Genomic DNA, 15,863 nt, shown 5'->3' on the forward strand with positions numbered 1-15,863 from the left:
GCCTGACGCTGAGCATCATTGAAGTATGCAGGAACTGTGATAACTGCTTCTGTAACTTTTTCGCCGAGATACTGTTCTGCATCAGCCTTAAGCTTCTGCAGGATCATTGCTGAGATCTGCTGAGGTGAGTACTTCTTGCCATTGATTGTACGGCCGTTGTCTGTACCCATATCTCTCTTAATTGATGAGATTGTGTTTTCTGCGTTGGTTACTGCCTGACGCTTAGCTGGCTCACCAACAATCCTCTCACCATTTTTTGTAAATGCTACGATTGAAGGTGTTGTTCTTGCGCCTTCAGCGTTTGCGATAACGGTGGGCTTACCACCTTCCATAACTGCTACGCAGCTGTTTGTTGTACCAAGATCGATACCTATAATCTTACTCATTTTATTATCCTCCATAATGATTAGCTTTTATCTTTAATCTATATGCGGTATGACGACTTATCATCGTCCTTACGGCGTAACACCTACCATGCTGTGTCTTAGCACGGTATCGTGGAACATATATCCCTTTTGAAGTTCCTGTGCAACTATTCCTGATCCATACTCTTCACTCTCTACCTGCATTACTGCGTTGTGGAAGTTAGGATCAAATTCTTTTCCCACAGCTTCAATCGGGGTTACACCAAGATTCTCAAGCTCTGTAACAAGCTGTTTGTAAATCTTGTTCATGCCGTCTGCAAAAGCTCCGTCCTTTTCAGCTTCCGGAACTGCTGCAAGACCTCTTTCAAAGTTATCTACTATTGGAAGGAGCTTCTCAAGGATATTGCTCTGTCCAAGTTCAAACTGCTGTGCCTTCTCTTTATCTGTTCTCTTTCTGAAGTTCTCGAATTCTGCCATCTGGCGCAGAACCTTGTCGTTCAGCTCATCTACCTTTTCCTGAAGAGGGTTCTTTTTTTCTTTCTTGTTAAAGAGCCCCTTCTTTTTGTCTTCATCTTTAGCATCTTCAGGATCTTTTTCTTCGGAAGATTCTGCAGGTTCCTCTTTAGGTTCCTGCTCCTTATCACCTTCAGAAGCTTCTTTTTCCTTATCCTTAGCTTCCTGCTCAAGCTCCTCCATGATGTTCTCAAGAACTTCTTCTTTGTCCTTGTCCATGGCCTTTTCGCCTTTTGCAGAAGCGTTCTTTTTTGCTTCGCTCAAATCAAATGCCTCCTTAAATTGCTATTCCTTTTTATACAGATCATCAAGCGCATGTCGCATATTTTTCAAAGTTGAAATAACTTTGTCATAATCCATTCGCTTAGGTCCAATGATTCCTACGGTACCCTTCATGCCATCACCCAGTTCATAGGTTGCAGTCACAACGCTGCAGTCCTTCATGGCCTGTACAGGAGTCTCGTTACCGATGTAAACCTGTATACCTGTCTCTCCGTTCTCAGCAGAAAGAGTGTTTTCCACGATACTGGACAGATCGCTTGTATCCTCAAAGGTGCTAAGAAGCTCACTCGCCTTGGCATTATCAGTAAGCTCAGGATACTTAAAGAAGTTTGTGGTTCCGCTTGTATATATCTGAAGATCTTCATCAGCTGTAATTGATTCTGCAGCTGCATCGATCACGTTACCTATGATCTCACTGTGAATACCTGCCTCCTGCTTAACCGCAGCTATAAGGCCAAGATTGATATCCTCAACTGCCAGTCCGTCAAGCCTTGTATTAAGCAATATGTTTAGCTTGAGCATCGTGGCGTCATCCAAAACCTCTTCTACAGTAATGATCTTGTTCTTAATAACATTGCCTTCAATGACGATAGTTGCAAGGAGATGTTCATCATCTACCTTGGAAATCTGGATGAACTTAAGCTTGTTCTTGCGGATCTGGGGAGCAGAGATCATTGTTGCGTAATTGGTATCAACCGCCAGGGTCTTAGCCACCTGCTTAAGGAGATTCTCAAGCTTCTCTTCCTTATCAAGAAGCATCTCCTTCATGTTCTCAACTTCCTTCTCCTTGTCCCTTAGCATCTCATCTACATATACTCTGTAGCCCTGATCTGAAGGGATACGACCAGCTGAAGTGTGGGGCTGCAAAATAAGTCCCATCTCCTCAAGGTCTGCCATCTCATTTCTAATGGTGGCTGAGCTTAGGTTAAGATCCGTATACTTGGAAATGGTTCTACTGCCTACAGGCTCACCTGTCTCCAAATAATTCTTAACTATTGCATGAAGTATGATCCTTTTTCTCTCGTCAAGTTCCAAACTGCACCTCTTCCTCTGTTAACCGGTTTTCATTGGAATGGTTCTTTGGGATGTTAGCACTCACCTCTTTCGAGTGCTAACATCTTCTGTATCATAAAATATCACTAGCAGACCCCAATGTCAACATCTGCTTTCTAAAATAAACATAAAAAAAGCAGGCGACTAAGCGCCTGCTTAATATTTTAATATCAAAGACCGATTCTGCCCTGAACCTTGTCGTTAACAACATAGTATGCAGAATACTCTTCTGGCTTAACGTAGATGCTGAGTTTCTTTATCTCATCAATCTTTCCACCCATTTCTGCCTGGAAATGATTCTTTACGTTAGTAACGATTGTATCATATGTAACATTAAGTTCGCCGAACTGAAGAACAACATTGCTCTTAACTGCTGCTGTAGCCTTTGTAGCTGTAGCCTTCTTTGCTGCTGGCTTCTTAGCTGCTGTAGCCTTCTTAGCTGCCACCGTCTTCTTAGCTGCTGTAGCTTTCTTAGCTGGAGCTGCCTTCTTAGCTGTCTCCTTCTTAGGCTCTGCCTTCTTAGCTGGAGCTGCTTTCTTAGCAGGTGCTGCCTTCTTTGCTGCTGGCTTCTTAGCTGGAGCTGCCTTCTTAGCCTCTGCCTTAACTTCTTCCTTAGCTGGTGCCTTGACTTCAGGTGTCTTAACTTCTGCAGCTACGGGTGTCTTGATTGTTGCAACAGGCTTTACGACTGCCTCTGTCTTTTTGATTTCTGCCATAATTGTTTTTTCCTCCTCAAAATCATAAACGATTTTTGTAGCTCGTTAAAACAGTAAAGTGATTACGAAATAGAGTTTACACTCATAAATTACCCTTGTCAACGCATCTTTGATAAAATCATTTCTTTCAATCGCCAATCCATGCGGTGTATAGAGACACCAGTGTTACGGAAAACAGTAAACCTGCCACAATATCGGTAAGCCAGTGGACTCCTGCAAAGAGCCTTGCGCATACTCCGATGGCCATGATGGCAATAAAGGCTATTTTAAGGACTCTCACCGTCATCTCATTTTTAAAGAGCCTCTTTACAGCCACGATACCACTTCCCAAAACTGTGCAGATAACCAGTGTATGAGTTGAAGGGAAGGATGTTTCAAGTTCAGTTTCTCCGGGCTGTAAGATTGGTCTGTAGTTTATTGGGATCTTGTCAAAAGCAACATACAAAACCGCAACTACAACATATAATATTCCAAGTCCAATGATAGTCTTATCAACCTTTGAAAGACTCTTTCCCCTGATCAGCTGCATCACACCAATAAAAGCAAATGCTGCAACTACCAGAAATGACAGATACATCGCAATATCTGAAAGTGTATCCATCACCGGATTATATCCAAAGCTTCCTGCAAAAAGCCCATTTATTGATGAAAATCCAACTGATGTGCCATCGTAGCCAATTGGCTTTCTGTCCACCACAAAGGTAAGAACTGAAAAAAGAATCGTTACAACAAGCATTACTAATGGCCTTTTGAAATCTCTTTTTGCGCTGTTCATTTGCCATATACCTCTTTTACAAATTTTCTAAGCTGTACCATGGCTCTTTCAACCTTTTCTGTATCTATGCAGTAAGCAACTCTGAAGAACCCTGGAGCTCCAAATCCATCTGCTGGGACAAAAATAAGATCGTAATCCTTAGCTTTTTTGCAAAACTCTATAGAACTCTCCTCAAGAGCCTTTGGCATGATGTAGAAGGTTCCGCCAGGTTTTACAACAGTAAATCCGAGCTCTATAAGAGTGTTATAAATGATGTTCATGTTTGTTTCATATACAGAAAGATCTGCTGTAAGAGAGCAGACCTTGGCAACTGCCTGCTGAATGATGGATGGAGGACAGTTGTGTCCTGTGCCTCTTGATATCTGTCCGCACATAGGAACGATCACATCGCTTCCTTCGCAGGCTGGATTAACTGCCACATAACCAATTCTCTCTCCAGGAAGTGAAAGGGACTTTGAGAAAGAGTAGCAGCTAAGAGTGTTGTCATAGAACTTTGAAACGTAAGGAGCATCTGCCCCAGCAAAAACGATCTCCCTGTAAGGCTCATCTGAGAGAAGGAAAATAGTATGTCCAAACTCAGCAGACTTTTCTTTTAATATAGAAGACAGTCTCTTTAAAGTCTCTGTAGAATATGCTGCTCCTGAAGGATTGTTTGGTGTGTTCACTAAAACTGCAGCTGTATTCTCATTTATAAGTTCAAGGAATGCATCAAAGTTTATCTGGAAATTCTCAGTATCTGCCGGTACAACAGTAAGCTTGCATCCAGCACCGGTAATATAAGGGTTGTACTCAGGGAAGTATGGAGCAAAAGTTATAACCTCATCCCCAGGCTTTGTCACAGCTCTTACTGCGTGGGAAATAGCTCCAGCAGCTCCGGTTGTAGGAAAGATGTGCTCAGGGCCATAGTTCATTCCAAAGCGCTTATTGAGGCTCTTTGCGATCTCTTCTTTATATAGTGGATTTCCAAGACTTGGTGTGTAGCCGTGAAGAGTCATGGTGTCCTCTTCCTGAAGGAGTCTTATCATCTCATCAGTAAACTCCTTTGGCACCTCTACACTTGGATTTCCAAGGCTGAAATCAAACACGTTCTCGTATCCAATTTCTTTTCCCCTTGCAGTTGCATACTCTGAAAGCTCACGGATAACTGACTTAGCCCCCAGCATGTTCTTGTACGTTTCGTTGATCATGTGCTCCTCCTTAATACTATTTAAGTAACGCTTTCATACTTTCAACCAGATCCTCTGCGTCCTTAAGCAGCTGCATCTCAGCCTTTTTAGGGTTTGGATCCTTTTTGTATTTATAGACAAACACAGGTGTCTGCCCCTGATGAAAAGACATATTGCCTTTATATCCTGATATGAATCCCGGTATCTTGCCCGGATCAAATCTGGCATTTGGACTTACCTTTATCTCAATCTCTGAAGAGCCGCCATTTATCTCTACTATATAAAGAGCCTTTGCCCTGGTCCGTAAAAGAGATATCCTGAGAAGGTTCTCTACCATCTCCGGAATCTGACCAAATCTGTCAAGGAGCTCATCTTTCATATCCTCGCACTCCTGGTCATTCTCAATGCTGGCAATTCTCTTATATATCTCAAGCTTTTGCTCTTCGTTAAGGATGTACTCGTTAGGTATGTATGCATCCACGTCAAGGTCTATGCTGCAGTTTAGCGTATCAAGTACTTCATCTGTACTCTCGCCCTTTTTGATCTTGACTGCCTCCCCAAGCATCTTACAGTAGAGGTCGTAGCCGACTGCCTGCATGTGGCCGCTTTGTTTTTTACCAAGAAGGCTTCCTGCGCCTCTGATCTCAAGATCCCTCATGGCAATCTTAAAGCCGCTTCCTAAGTCTGTAAACTCCTTGATGGCAGCAAGGCGCTTTTCAGCAACCTCTTTTAACATCTTATCACGTTTATACATAAGGAAGGCATAGGCAGTTTTATTGGATCTGCCAACTCGGCCTCTTAGCTGGTAAAGCTGTGACAGTCCCATCTTGTCGGAGTCGTGGATGATCATGGTGTTGACGTTAGGAATATCGAGTCCTGTCTCAATGATGGTTGTAGAAACCAAAACATCAATGGTTCCGTCGATGAAGTCGTACATGATCCTCTCAAGCTCTGACTCCTTCATCTGGCCATGGGCAAAAGCAACGTTAGCCTCTGGAACAAGCTTCTGGATCCCTGCTGCCACATCTGCGATGTTGCTTACCCTGTTATAAACATAGTAAACCTGACCATTTCTAGAAAGCTCTCTGACAATGGCTTCTCTTACCATCTCGTCGTTGTATTCGCAGACATAGGTCTGGATCGGAAGCCGGTCGTTTGGCGCCTCTTCAAGAACGCTCATATCCCTGATGCCCACCAGCGACATGTGAAGAGTCCTTGGAATAGGAGTTGCAGAAAGTGTAAGAACGTCCACGTTTTCCTTCATGGTCTTGATCTTTTCCTTGTGGGTTACGCCAAAACGCTGCTCCTCATCAACTATGAGAAGTCCAAGATCCTTGTACTCTATGTCTTTTGATAAAAGTCTGTGGGTTCCGATAACAATATCCACAAGGCCCTTTTTAAGGTCTGTGACAGTTCTCTTTTGCTCAGAAGCTGTCCTGAATCTGGACATCAGATCCACTCTTACAGGGAATGCCCTCATCCTCTCTGCAAAGGTGTTGTAGTGCTGCTGGGCAAGGATCGTAGTTGGCACAAGAAGCGCCACCTGCTTGCCGTCCTGAACCGCCTTAAAGGCCGCACGGATTGCAACCTCGGTCTTACCAAAACCTACGTCGCCGCATATAAGCCTGTCCATGATACCAGTGGACTCCATGTCCTTCTTGGTATCCTCTATAGCTATGAGCTGATCCTCAGTCTCCTGATAAGGAAATGCATCCTCAAACTCCTGCTGCCACACAGTATCCTTAGTGAACTGGTATCCAACCGCCTGCTGACGCTTTGCATAGAGTTCTACAAGGTCCTGAGCCACCTCTTCAACAGCAGCCTTGACCTTGCTCTTAGTATGGCTCCAGTCGCCGCTTCCAAGCTTGTTGAGCTTGGGCTTATGGGCGTTTTCATCATCTGAACCCGATGCATATTTCTGAATGACAGAAAGACCTGTCGCAAGAACATACAGGTTTCCGCCTCCGCCGTACTCGATCTTTATATAGTCCTTGACCACGTGGTCTGTCTCTATCTTTTCGATACCTCTGTAGATACCAAGTCCGTGGTCTTCATGAACAACATAGTCGCCAATCTTAAGGTCCGCAAAGTCGGATATCTTTTCTCCCTTGTACTGGCTCTTTTTCTTCTTTTTCTTTTTGGTGTGCTCGGTGAAGATATCGCTCTCAGCAATGACCGCAAACTTGATGTCCGGATACTCAAAGCCCTTCAGTATCCTGCCATAGTAGGTCATTATCTCGCCGGAATCCAAAACCCTTCCAGGGTCCTCGCTGTAAAAGGCCGATACGCTGTTGTCGCGAAGGTCTTCCACAATTCTCTTGGCCCTTGTCCTTGAGCCCGATAGGATCAGAACTCTAAAGCCCTTTTTGACGTAAGCTTTAAGGTCTCCCACAAGGGCTTCAAAGCTGTTGTTGTATGCAGCTATACTTCTTGCCTTTATGTCCCAGTTCTTTTCCGGGGAAAAGAGATTTTGAGACTCTGGCATTGCAAGAGCTGAAATAAGAACTCTTCTGCCATTGGACATTCTTGCAATTACATTGTCTATTGAATAAAGAAGCTCCATCTGCCCGGGAAGAACATATCCCTTCTCTGCCCTGTGGCTCATGCTCTCTCTAAATTCCATCTCGACAGCCCTGGCATGCTCCTGGACTCTTTGTGGTTCGTCTATGAAGATACAGCTCTTTCCCTTTGGGAACATCTCCTGGATAGTTACTGTGTCATCGTAAAAATATCTGATATAGCTTTCAAGATTGACTGATGCCTTAAGCTCAAAGAGCTGTTCCTTAAGTTCCTCTGTCCTTACCTTAAGCTCGTGGGCTTCCTTTGTTTTGAACTGTTCACGAAGGGATTTTACAATCCTCTCTGTATCTTCCTCAATCTTTTCCATGCCCTTTTCAAGCTCATCCTCTTCAAGGATGATCTCAGATGCCGGATAGATGCTGACAGATTCAAGCTTCTCAAGGGATCTCTGGGAAAGAATGTCAAAGCTTCTTATGGCCTCTATCTCATCGCCCCAAAGTTCTATTCTGAAAGGATTTTCCTCTGTAAGGTCAAAGACATCGATGATATCTCCGCGGACAGAAAACTCACCAGGAGCTTCAACCTGATAATTTCTGGTGTAGCCCATGGCTATAAGCTTTTTACTTATCTGCGCTTCATCGATCTGAGTTCTTTTATCTATGGAAAGTATGTGGGACTTTATAACTTCAGGCTTTATCTGAGGTGCCATCAGGGCAGCAAAAGTCGTCACTACTGTTACAGGTCTTCCCTCAATGAGGCGCCGCAGGCACCTGATACGCTGCCTTGCGATCTCATTGCTGTGGACATCCGCCTGATAAAAGATAAGATCCTTGGCAGGATACACAGTAACGTTCCTGTCGTAGAACTTATAGTCCTCATAGATCTCTTTTGCCCTAAGATCAGAATAGGTCACGATTATCCTGTACTTAAAGCCCTCACCCAGCCCATCAATGAAATGGAGCTTCTGCGAGTCCACACAGCCAGTGACCTGGCAACAGGCAAAAGGTTTCTCAAGATATTCACTTATTTCATTAAATTCCTTAAGTTCCCTTAAGGGATTTGTCATAGCTCTCATTTATTTTTTACCATTAAATCTGTTCATGGCGCTGTCAGTGCCATTTTCCATGATCTCAACTACTGCGTCGCAAGCGTTATCAATGCCTTCCTTAATAGAAGAAGCATCTTCACCCTCAAAGTGTCCAAGGACCCAGTCCACCATATCCCACTCTTTTGGTTTTTTGCCAACGCCGATCCTTACTCTTGTAAACTCCTCATGGCCAAGCTGGGCAATGATATTCTTAAGGCCGTTATGTCCGCCGCTGCTGCCCTTTGGTCTTATCCTGAGTTTGCCTACATCGAGCTCAACATCGTCAGAAATAATAATAAGGTCAGTTTTGGTATCCACCTTAAAATAGTTGCAGATAGGAGCAACCGCTTCGCCTGAAAGGTTCATATAGGTAAGGGGTTTTACCAGGATCACCCTCTCATTTCCGATCCTTCCTTTTCCATATACAGCCTTGAACTTGGTCTCTGTAAGACCTATTCCATATTTATCTGAAAGGGCATCAATAGTGTCAAAGCCCACATTGTGTCTGGTGTGAAAGTATTTCTTTTCCGGGTTTCCAAGACCCACTATTACAAACATTCTGCCGTTATCCTCTTTATCTCTTTTACTAAAAAGCGTTTTGACCCACTTAAACATTACCCGCACCCCAACACAAAATCAGGGGGCTTAAAAACACTTTAAGTCCCCTGTTTTTTACTCATTATTCACTTTGTTTAAATACTTGTCAAGCCTCAGGCGCAGCATCATCCTCTGGAACAGCGGCCTTGTCATAAGCCTCTAAGATGGCACTCTGAAGAACACCTCTCATGTCTGAGTTGATGGGATGTGCAATATCCCTGTATTCTCCGTCAGAAGACTTCTTGCTGGGCATTGCTATAAACAATCCCTTCTCGCCTTCTATAACCTTGATGTCGTGAACAACAAATTCATCATCAAAGGTAACAGATACTACTGCTCTCATCTTGCCCTGCTTAGTTACTTTCCTTACGCGAATATCTGTAATCTTCATAGTGTACCCCCTCTGTACATGTTGTCAAATTACATATCTCTCATTGTTTTCAACTACCACCTTGATACCGTTCTCTTCCTTATAGTAAGAGTTGGCCTGAATGGTGCCATGACTTTCCACGATGCAGTTTTCAATATGCGAATTATCTCCAATATAAACATCATTGAGAATAATTGAGTTTTTAATATAACAGTTATTTCCGATAAAGGCTCCTTTGAAGATAACTGAATCCTCAATGGTTCCGTTTATGATACAGCCACTGGAGATCAGGCCATTCTTGACGCTGACACCAACGTTGTACTTGGCTGGTGGAAGATCTGTAACCTTGGTGTAGATACCTGGATACTCTCTGAAGAAGTAGTGCCTTATCTCAGGCTTTAGGAAGTCCATGTTGGTTCTGTAGTAATCCTCTACAGAAGCGATGTTGCTCCAGTACTCCTTGATCTTGTATCCGTAGATTCTCTTCATATCCTTGTACCTTACAAGGATGTCTCTTACAAAGTCGTATCTCTCTTCTTCTTCAGCTCTCTCGATAAGCTCAATGAGCTGACGGCGTCTAATTACGTAGATACCGCAGGAGATGGTGTTGGATTTGGAAACAACAGGTTTTTCCTCAAACTCCTCTATCCTGCATTCCTCATTCATGCGGACAGTACCAAATCTCTCAGTATCGATGGTTGCTGGCATGTCCTTGCAAACAACTGTGATATCTGCCTGCTTCTGAATGTGGTACTCAAGGAGCTTGCCATAGTCCATCTTGTATACGCAGTCACCAGATGTGATGATGACATATGGCTCGTGGCAGCTGCGAAGGAACTCAAGGTTCTGAGCAATGGCATCGGCTGTTCCTCTGTACCAGAGGTTTCCTGAGGCCTTAACTGCCGGAGTGAAAACATATAGTCCGCCCTGTTTACGACCAAAGTCCCACCACTTGGAGGAACTTAGGTGTGTATTAAGGCTTCCTGCATTGTACTGTGTAAATACGGCTACAGTCTGGATGTGTGAGTTGGTCATATTACTAAGAGCAAAGTCGATACTCCTGTAAAAGCCTGCCACTGGCATGGCGCAAACCGCTCTGCGCTTGGAAAGATCCTGCATCCTGCTGCTACTGCCGCCTGCTAAAATAATACCAATCGCCCTCATACTCAATCACCTGCCTTATCTAATGTTCTGCCGCTGTCAAGGATTCCATCTGCATAGTCCTCAGCAGTAGTAATTCCAGCGATCATGGTGTTCTTGCCAACCTTGACATTGTCAGGAATGACTGAACGCTCACCAATAGTGACAAGGCCTTCGCAATAAATGCCGGGCTTAGTTTCATTTTCTTTTTGCTCAAAGGCTCCAAGAGTAACTCCAGATCCAATCTGTGCCTTTTCAGCAATGATAGCTTTTTCTATGTTACAGCCTTCACCGATCTGAGTGTCATTCATGATGATAGAGTGGCTTACAACTGTATCTTTTCCAATCTTGACGCCAGGTCCTATAACGGAGTTATAGACCTTGCCTTCAATCTCACAGCCCTCTCCAACGATGCTGCGCTCTATAGCGCTGTCAGGACCCAGGTACTGAGGCGGCTGAACGTCGCTGGCTGTGTAGATCTTCCAGTACTCCTCGTAGAGATTGAACTCAGGAACTATATCGATAAGCTCCATGTTGGCTTCCCAGTAAGAAGTCAGTGTTCCAACGTCTTTCCAGTAGCCGTCAAATTCATATGCAAAAAGGGACTGTCCCTTATCCTTGCAGTAAGGAATGATATGCTTACCAAAATCAAGACCTGCCTGATCCTTGTTTTTGATAAGGGCCTCTTTAAGAACCTTCCATGAGAAGATGTAGATACCCATTGATGCAAGATTGGAACGGGGATGTTCAGGTTTTTCCTCGAAGTCCACAATCCTCTTGTTCTCATCGGTTATCATGATACCGAATCTGCTGGCTTCTTCCATGGGAACAGGCATAACAGCGATGGTGACATCTGCTCCACTGGACTTGTGGAAATCAAGCATGGTCTCGTAGTCCATTTTGTAGATGTGGTCACCTGAAAGGATCAGAACATAGTCAGGGTTGTAGTTCTCCATGTACTCCATGTTCTGATAGATTGCATTGGCAGTACCTGTGTACCACTCACTGTTCGCACTCTTTTCATAAGGAGGAAGAACTGTAACTCCACCGAAGTTACGGTCCAGATCCCAAGGTATTCCGATTCCAATGTGGGAATTAAGTCTGAGAGGACGATACTGCGTCAGAACACCGACAGTGTCCACTCCAGAATTGATGCAGTTGCTGAGTGGGAAGTCTATGATCCTGTACTTCCCTCCAAAAGAAACTGCGGGTTTAGCCATCTTCGCAGTTAGCACACCCAATCTGCTGCCCTGGCCCCCTGCCAGAAGCATGGCGATCATTTCCTTTTTTATCATGTTCCACCTCGTTGCTAAGAATTTCACCAAATATGCTTACTTAAGCACATAACAGAAACCGCTTTTGTTCTTATTATTAAGTATATCACATGTTTTGATGAAAAAAATACGAAATGGTGTAAATAAGATATATAATTTAGTTAAACGTTTTCGAATTATCTGATTTTTTGACTTTGACTAAATCCGTGCTAGAATAAAGAGGTTTGGAGGCATATATAAATATGTATAAAATAGACTTTAAAAATCCTGTACACGTATATTTCATTGGCATTGGTGGTATCTCAATGAGCGGCCTTGCCCAGATCCTTATCAAGGAGGGCTTTAAGATCTCAGGCTCAGACTCTAAGGAATCTGCCATGACAAGAGCCCTTGAAAGTCAGCAGGTTAAGATAAACTATGGACAGAGAGCTGAGAACATCTCATCCGCAGACAAGATTGATGTAGTTGTTTACACAGCAGCTGTTCATCCCGACAACCCTGAATTTGCAGCAGCTAAAGAGGCTGGCATTCCAATGCTCACAAGAGCAGAGCTTCTTGGACAGATCATGAAGCAGTACGCTCTTCCTGTTGCCATCAGCGGAACTCATGGCAAGACAACCACTACCTCAATGGTTTCCAAGATTCTCTTAGAGGCAGACACAGACCCAACACTTTCAATCGGCGGTGTGTTTAAGGACATCGGAGGAAACATAAGGGTAGGTCAGTCAGAGTACTTTGTAACTGAGGCCTGTGAGTACACCAACAGTTTCCTTAGCTTTTTCCCTAAGATCAGTGTCATTTCCAATATCGATGCTGACCATCTGGATTTCTTCAAGGACCTTGAGGACATAAGGCACTCCTTCAGGAAGTTTGCAGAGCTCCTTCCAGCTGACGGAACTCTCGTAATAAGTGGTGATATTGAAAATGTAGATGAGATCACCCACGACCTTCCCTGCACAATCGTAACTTATGGATCTTCAGATAAGTTTGACTACTATCCAACTGACATCGTTTACGATGAGCATGGCAATCCTTCATTTACAGCTCACCTTCCTATGGGAAAAGAGCTAAAGATAAAGCTTGCTGTTCCAGGCATCCACAACGTTTATAACGCTCTGGCAGCCATAGCTGTTTCAACTGTACTTAATATAGAAGATAAGCATATCGTATCTGGTCTTTCTCTCTTTGGAGGAACCAGCAGAAGATTTGAATATAAGGGAGAGATAAGCGGAGTTACAATTATTGACGACTACGCTCATCACCCAACAGAGATCAAGGCTACCTTAACTGCAGCCAAGAACTATCCTCACGAAAAGATCTGGTGTGTATTCCAGCCTCACACCTACACCAGGACAAAAGCTCTTTTAGATGAGTTTGCTGAGGCTCTTTCTTTAGCAGATCACGTTGTACTGGCTGATATCTACGCTGCCAGGGAGAAGGATGATCTTGGCATCAGCTCAAGAACACTTGCTGACAAGATTGTCAGCTTAGGACATGAGTGTAATTATTTTCCAACTCTGTCAAACTTTAATGAAATAGAAAAATTTCTTTTGCAAAATTGCACTAAGGGAGATTTGTTGATAACCATGGGAGCCGGAGATGTAGTAAAAATCGGCGATGAGCTCCTTGGCAGGTAATACTTATCCACATTTCCACTTTTATTTATAGTTTATGTAAATCATTTTTGGTGGATAAAGGTCTGACTGGTAATCCTCACAGTCAGACCTATTTTTATAGAATTTTTATAAAATAATCCACGTTATCCACATTGTCCACAATCCGGACCCAATTCCGGAAACCGAGATGGTTACTGGATTTCTTCGGCATTTTTGCCCATATCATTTTAAAAATCCCCATGCTATAATCTGAATTGTTCCGATGAAGCAAACAATTCTTTTTCGGATATGTTAGTAAAGCAGGTGATGAAAGTATATGATGGGGCGAGTAACTATTAGTTCTAATTGTGGGGAGGATTCTACTTATGTATCAAACATTTTCATTGATGAATACATGCAGGACGCAAACGACGCGCAGATCAAGATCTACCTCTATCTTCTTAGGATGATGAGTGCGAATTTACCTACCAGTGTTCCAGCTCTGGCAGATAAATTCAATCATACAGAATCTGACGTACTTCGTTCTTTAAAATATTGGGAAAAGAAAGGACTCATTTCTCTTGAGTATGACGCTTCCCAGAATCTGACCGGAATACATATGGAGGATATCGCAGCAAGCACTCAGAGACGCTATGGCAGAAGAAGAAATGACAGTCAGGTAAGACCTGTTCTTTCTCCTGTTGCACCAGCTGAACCTGAGATCCAGCCAGAAAACGTTATCCCGGAAAGACCAAACTATTCTGCAGCACAGCTTAAGTCCTTCAAGCAGTCAGAAGGTTCAAATCTTCTGTTTATCGCAGAGCAGTATTTTGGAAGAACATTATCTCCAACTGAGATGTCCACAGTCTATTACATACACGATGAACTTGGATTCTCAGACGATCTATTGGACTATCTGATGCAGTATTGCGTCGATAATCATAAAAAAGATTTCAGATATATGGAGAAGGTAGCCATTAACTGGAATCAGCAAGGCATCAAGACGCCAAAACAGGCACGCGTGGAGATCTACAAGCATGACAGTGACATCATCACTATCATGAAGGCACTCGGTATGGAAAACAGTCCCACTGAGAAGGAAGGCACCTTCATTCGCAAGTGGATTGGGGAGCTGAGATTTTCGATGGAGATCATTTTGGAAGCCTGCGACCGCACTGTTATGGCGACACAGAAGAACCGTCTGAAGTATTGCGACAGCATTCTTCGCTCCTGGCATGAAAAAGGAGTAAGTTCACGGGAGGATATTGCCAGGTTAGATGCCGACTTTACCGCAGATCTCAAAAAGAGATCAAAGGCTTCCGTTTCATCCATCGATAGCAAACTTCGCGTAGGCGAATCATCTATTCGTCTAGGCGGAACCCAGAATCGCTTCAATCAGTTCCAGCAAAACACCTATGATTTTGTAGAACTTGAGAAAAAGCTTCTGGACAACTAGAACCTTCTGCCTGATTGGGGAATCTTGCAGGAGAGACGTTCATAAGCTCGGCCCTGTACTCTTGGTTCGGCGGCGGCTCCGGCCTTCCCTGAAACACGTACAGGGCCATACTTATGAAGTGCGGCCGGGACTTTCTCTGGCCCCTACCACTTCCTATATCCCTCCCCTTTGCTCGGTTAAACCAAGCGTTCCACTTAGCCATGGGCATCAATCTCTGCGCGGATAGCCGCTTGAGATTGATATGTCTAAGTTCCACGGTTTAAACTCACAAATGGGAGGGATATAGGAAATGGTAGGGGAGGAAATTTTTCGACAGCATGGACATAAGGATGGCACCTGGTTTTAATTAGTGAGAGGATATAGTGTATGGCACTTACCAATGCGCAGTATGATGCGATAATGCATGAGTATGAAGATAGGAGAAGTCTTCATAGGCAGGAATTGGAAGAAAGATTACAGAGCGTTTATGATAATGTTCCGGGGTATAAGGAGCTGGATGACGAGACAGCTACTGCCAGTGCGGACTTTGGAAGAAGGCTGATATCTGGAGAGAAGCTGGACCGCAGAGTTTTGAAAAATCAACTTGCGGAGCTTGCAAGGCGGAAGCTGACTTTGCTAACAGAGGCTGGGTATTCTAAGGATTATCTGGATATGGGGTATACTTGTCCAGATTGTAAGGATACTGGATATATTGGCAATGAGAAGTGCCATTGCTTTAAGCAAAAGATTATTGAAACTCTTTACGATAAGTCTAATTTAAGGGCCATGACTAAAGAGGCTAACTTCAAGCGTCTTTCTGAGTCTTATTATGATGGCGAGGATCTTAAGAGATTTCAAGGGGCCAGACGAGCTGCTGAAGATTTTGTGAACAATTTTGATAGCGACTACCAAAATTTATTCATTTATGGTACAGTGGGTACTGGTAAATCGTTCCTTTCTATTTGTATCGCTGAC

Annotated in this window: 13 protein-coding genes and 1 pseudogene; 3 read left to right on the top strand and 11 right to left on the bottom strand. The window is 43.7% G+C overall.

The genetic code is table 11. The features are described from left to right. The 11 genes from J6I68_RS15685 to J6I68_RS15735 all read right to left on the bottom strand — a co-directional run. On the bottom strand, window positions 1–386 hold a 386-nt coding region (locus tag J6I68_RS15685; RefSeq protein WP_292221662.1), incomplete at its 3' end, for an Hsp70 family protein. A 69-nt stretch (window positions 387–455) separates the two neighbouring features. Beyond that, complete coding sequence (grpE, locus tag J6I68_RS15690) at window positions 456–1,142, bottom strand: nucleotide exchange factor GrpE (RefSeq protein WP_330622544.1); 687 nt, start codon at window positions 1,140–1,142, stop codon at window positions 456–458. 21 nt (window positions 1,143–1,163) lie between these two features. Beyond that, window positions 1,164–2,195, bottom strand: a complete 1,032-nt coding sequence (gene hrcA / locus J6I68_RS15695) for a heat-inducible transcriptional repressor HrcA (RefSeq protein WP_292221664.1) — start codon at window positions 2,193–2,195, stop codon at window positions 1,164–1,166. A 188-nt stretch (window positions 2,196–2,383) separates the two neighbouring features. Next, window positions 2,384–2,929 (bottom strand): DUF6465 family protein, encoded by a 546-nt coding sequence (locus J6I68_RS15700; RefSeq protein WP_292221666.1) that lies wholly within the window; start codon window positions 2,927–2,929, stop codon window positions 2,384–2,386. A gap of 127 nt (window positions 2,930–3,056) precedes the next feature. Further along, window positions 3,057–3,704 (bottom strand): phosphatase PAP2 family protein, encoded by a 648-nt coding sequence (locus J6I68_RS15705; protein ID WP_292221668.1) that lies wholly within the window; start codon window positions 3,702–3,704, stop codon window positions 3,057–3,059. Then, entirely contained in the window at window positions 3,701–4,891 is a 1,191-nt protein-coding gene (locus J6I68_RS15710; RefSeq protein ID WP_292221669.1) for a pyridoxal phosphate-dependent aminotransferase, read from the bottom strand. Before J6I68_RS15710 ends, J6I68_RS15705 begins: the two co-directional genes overlap by 4 nt. Window positions 4,892–4,907: 16 nt before the next feature. After that, window positions 4,908–8,465 carry a transcription-repair coupling factor gene (gene mfd / locus J6I68_RS15715; protein WP_292221671.1) on the bottom strand — a complete coding sequence of 1,186 codons (3,558 nt, stop codon included), beginning with the start codon at window positions 8,463–8,465 and terminating at the stop codon, window positions 4,908–4,910. Then, window positions 8,466–9,035 carry an aminoacyl-tRNA hydrolase gene (pth, locus tag J6I68_RS15720; protein WP_292221679.1) on the bottom strand — a complete coding sequence of 190 codons (570 nt, stop codon included), beginning with the start codon at window positions 9,033–9,035 and terminating at the stop codon, window positions 8,466–8,468. Between the two features lie 145 nt (window positions 9,036–9,180). Then, entirely contained in the window at window positions 9,181–9,465 is a 285-nt protein-coding gene (gene spoVG, locus J6I68_RS15725) for a septation regulator SpoVG (protein WP_292221672.1), read from the bottom strand. 24 nt (window positions 9,466–9,489) lie between these two features. Beyond that, complete coding sequence (gene glgD / locus J6I68_RS15730; protein WP_292221673.1) at window positions 9,490–10,608, bottom strand: glucose-1-phosphate adenylyltransferase subunit GlgD; 1,119 nt, start codon at window positions 10,606–10,608, stop codon at window positions 9,490–9,492. 2 nt (window positions 10,609–10,610) lie between these two features. Next, window positions 10,611–11,879: a glucose-1-phosphate adenylyltransferase gene (locus J6I68_RS15735; RefSeq protein WP_292221674.1), complete on the bottom strand. Its 1,269-nt coding sequence runs from the start codon at window positions 11,877–11,879 to the stop codon at window positions 10,611–10,613. Window positions 11,880–12,100: 221 nt separating this feature from the next. Between J6I68_RS15735 and murC the strand changes: the two genes are divergently transcribed. The 3 genes and pseudogenes from murC to J6I68_RS15750 all read left to right on the top strand — a co-directional run. Beyond that, complete coding sequence (murC, locus tag J6I68_RS15740; RefSeq protein WP_292221676.1) at window positions 12,101–13,495, top strand: UDP-N-acetylmuramate--L-alanine ligase; 1,395 nt, start codon at window positions 12,101–12,103, stop codon at window positions 13,493–13,495. A gap of 295 nt (window positions 13,496–13,790) precedes the next feature. Further along, a complete protein-coding gene (locus tag J6I68_RS15745; protein WP_292221677.1) occupies window positions 13,791–14,909 on the top strand; it encodes a DnaD domain protein in 1,119 nt (372 codons plus the stop codon). A 366-nt stretch (window positions 14,910–15,275) separates the two neighbouring features. Then, window positions 15,276–15,863, top strand: a pseudogene (locus tag J6I68_RS15750) (ATP-binding protein); the annotation flags it as partial.

Origin of the sequence: Butyrivibrio sp. (assembly GCF_017940685.1) — a bacterium.
Classification (GTDB): domain Bacteria; phylum Bacillota; class Clostridia; order Lachnospirales; family Lachnospiraceae; genus Butyrivibrio.

What these genes read in the sequence shown, in the direction of transcription:
- pth (WP_292221679.1), bottom strand. Translation starts at nt 9,035, where the DNA reads ATGTTTGTAATAGTGGGTCTTGGAAACCCGGAAAAGAAATACTTTCAC.
- J6I68_RS15710 (WP_292221669.1), bottom strand. Translation starts at nt 4,891, where the DNA reads ATGATCAACGAAACGTACAAGAACATGCTGGGGGCTAAGTCAGTTATC.
- spoVG (WP_292221672.1), bottom strand. Translation starts at nt 9,465, where the DNA reads ATGAAGATTACAGATATTCGCGTAAGGAAAGTAACTAAGCAGGGCAAG.
- J6I68_RS15700 (WP_292221666.1), bottom strand. Translation starts at nt 2,929, where the DNA reads ATGGCAGAAATCAAAAAGACAGAGGCAGTCGTAAAGCCTGTTGCAACA.
- J6I68_RS15745 (WP_292221677.1), top strand. Translation starts at nt 13,791, where the DNA reads ATGATGGGGCGAGTAACTATTAGTTCTAATTGTGGGGAGGATTCTACT.
- murC (WP_292221676.1), top strand. Translation starts at nt 12,101, where the DNA reads ATGTATAAAATAGACTTTAAAAATCCTGTACACGTATATTTCATTGGC.
- mfd (WP_292221671.1), bottom strand. Translation starts at nt 8,465, where the DNA reads ATGAGAGCTATGACAAATCCCTTAAGGGAACTTAAGGAATTTAATGAA.
- J6I68_RS15705 (WP_292221668.1), bottom strand. Translation starts at nt 3,704, where the DNA reads ATGAACAGCGCAAAAAGAGATTTCAAAAGGCCATTAGTAATGCTTGTT.
- J6I68_RS15735 (WP_292221674.1), bottom strand. Translation starts at nt 11,879, where the DNA reads ATGATAAAAAAGGAAATGATCGCCATGCTTCTGGCAGGGGGCCAGGGC.
- glgD (WP_292221673.1), bottom strand. Translation starts at nt 10,608, where the DNA reads ATGAGGGCGATTGGTATTATTTTAGCAGGCGGCAGTAGCAGCAGGATG.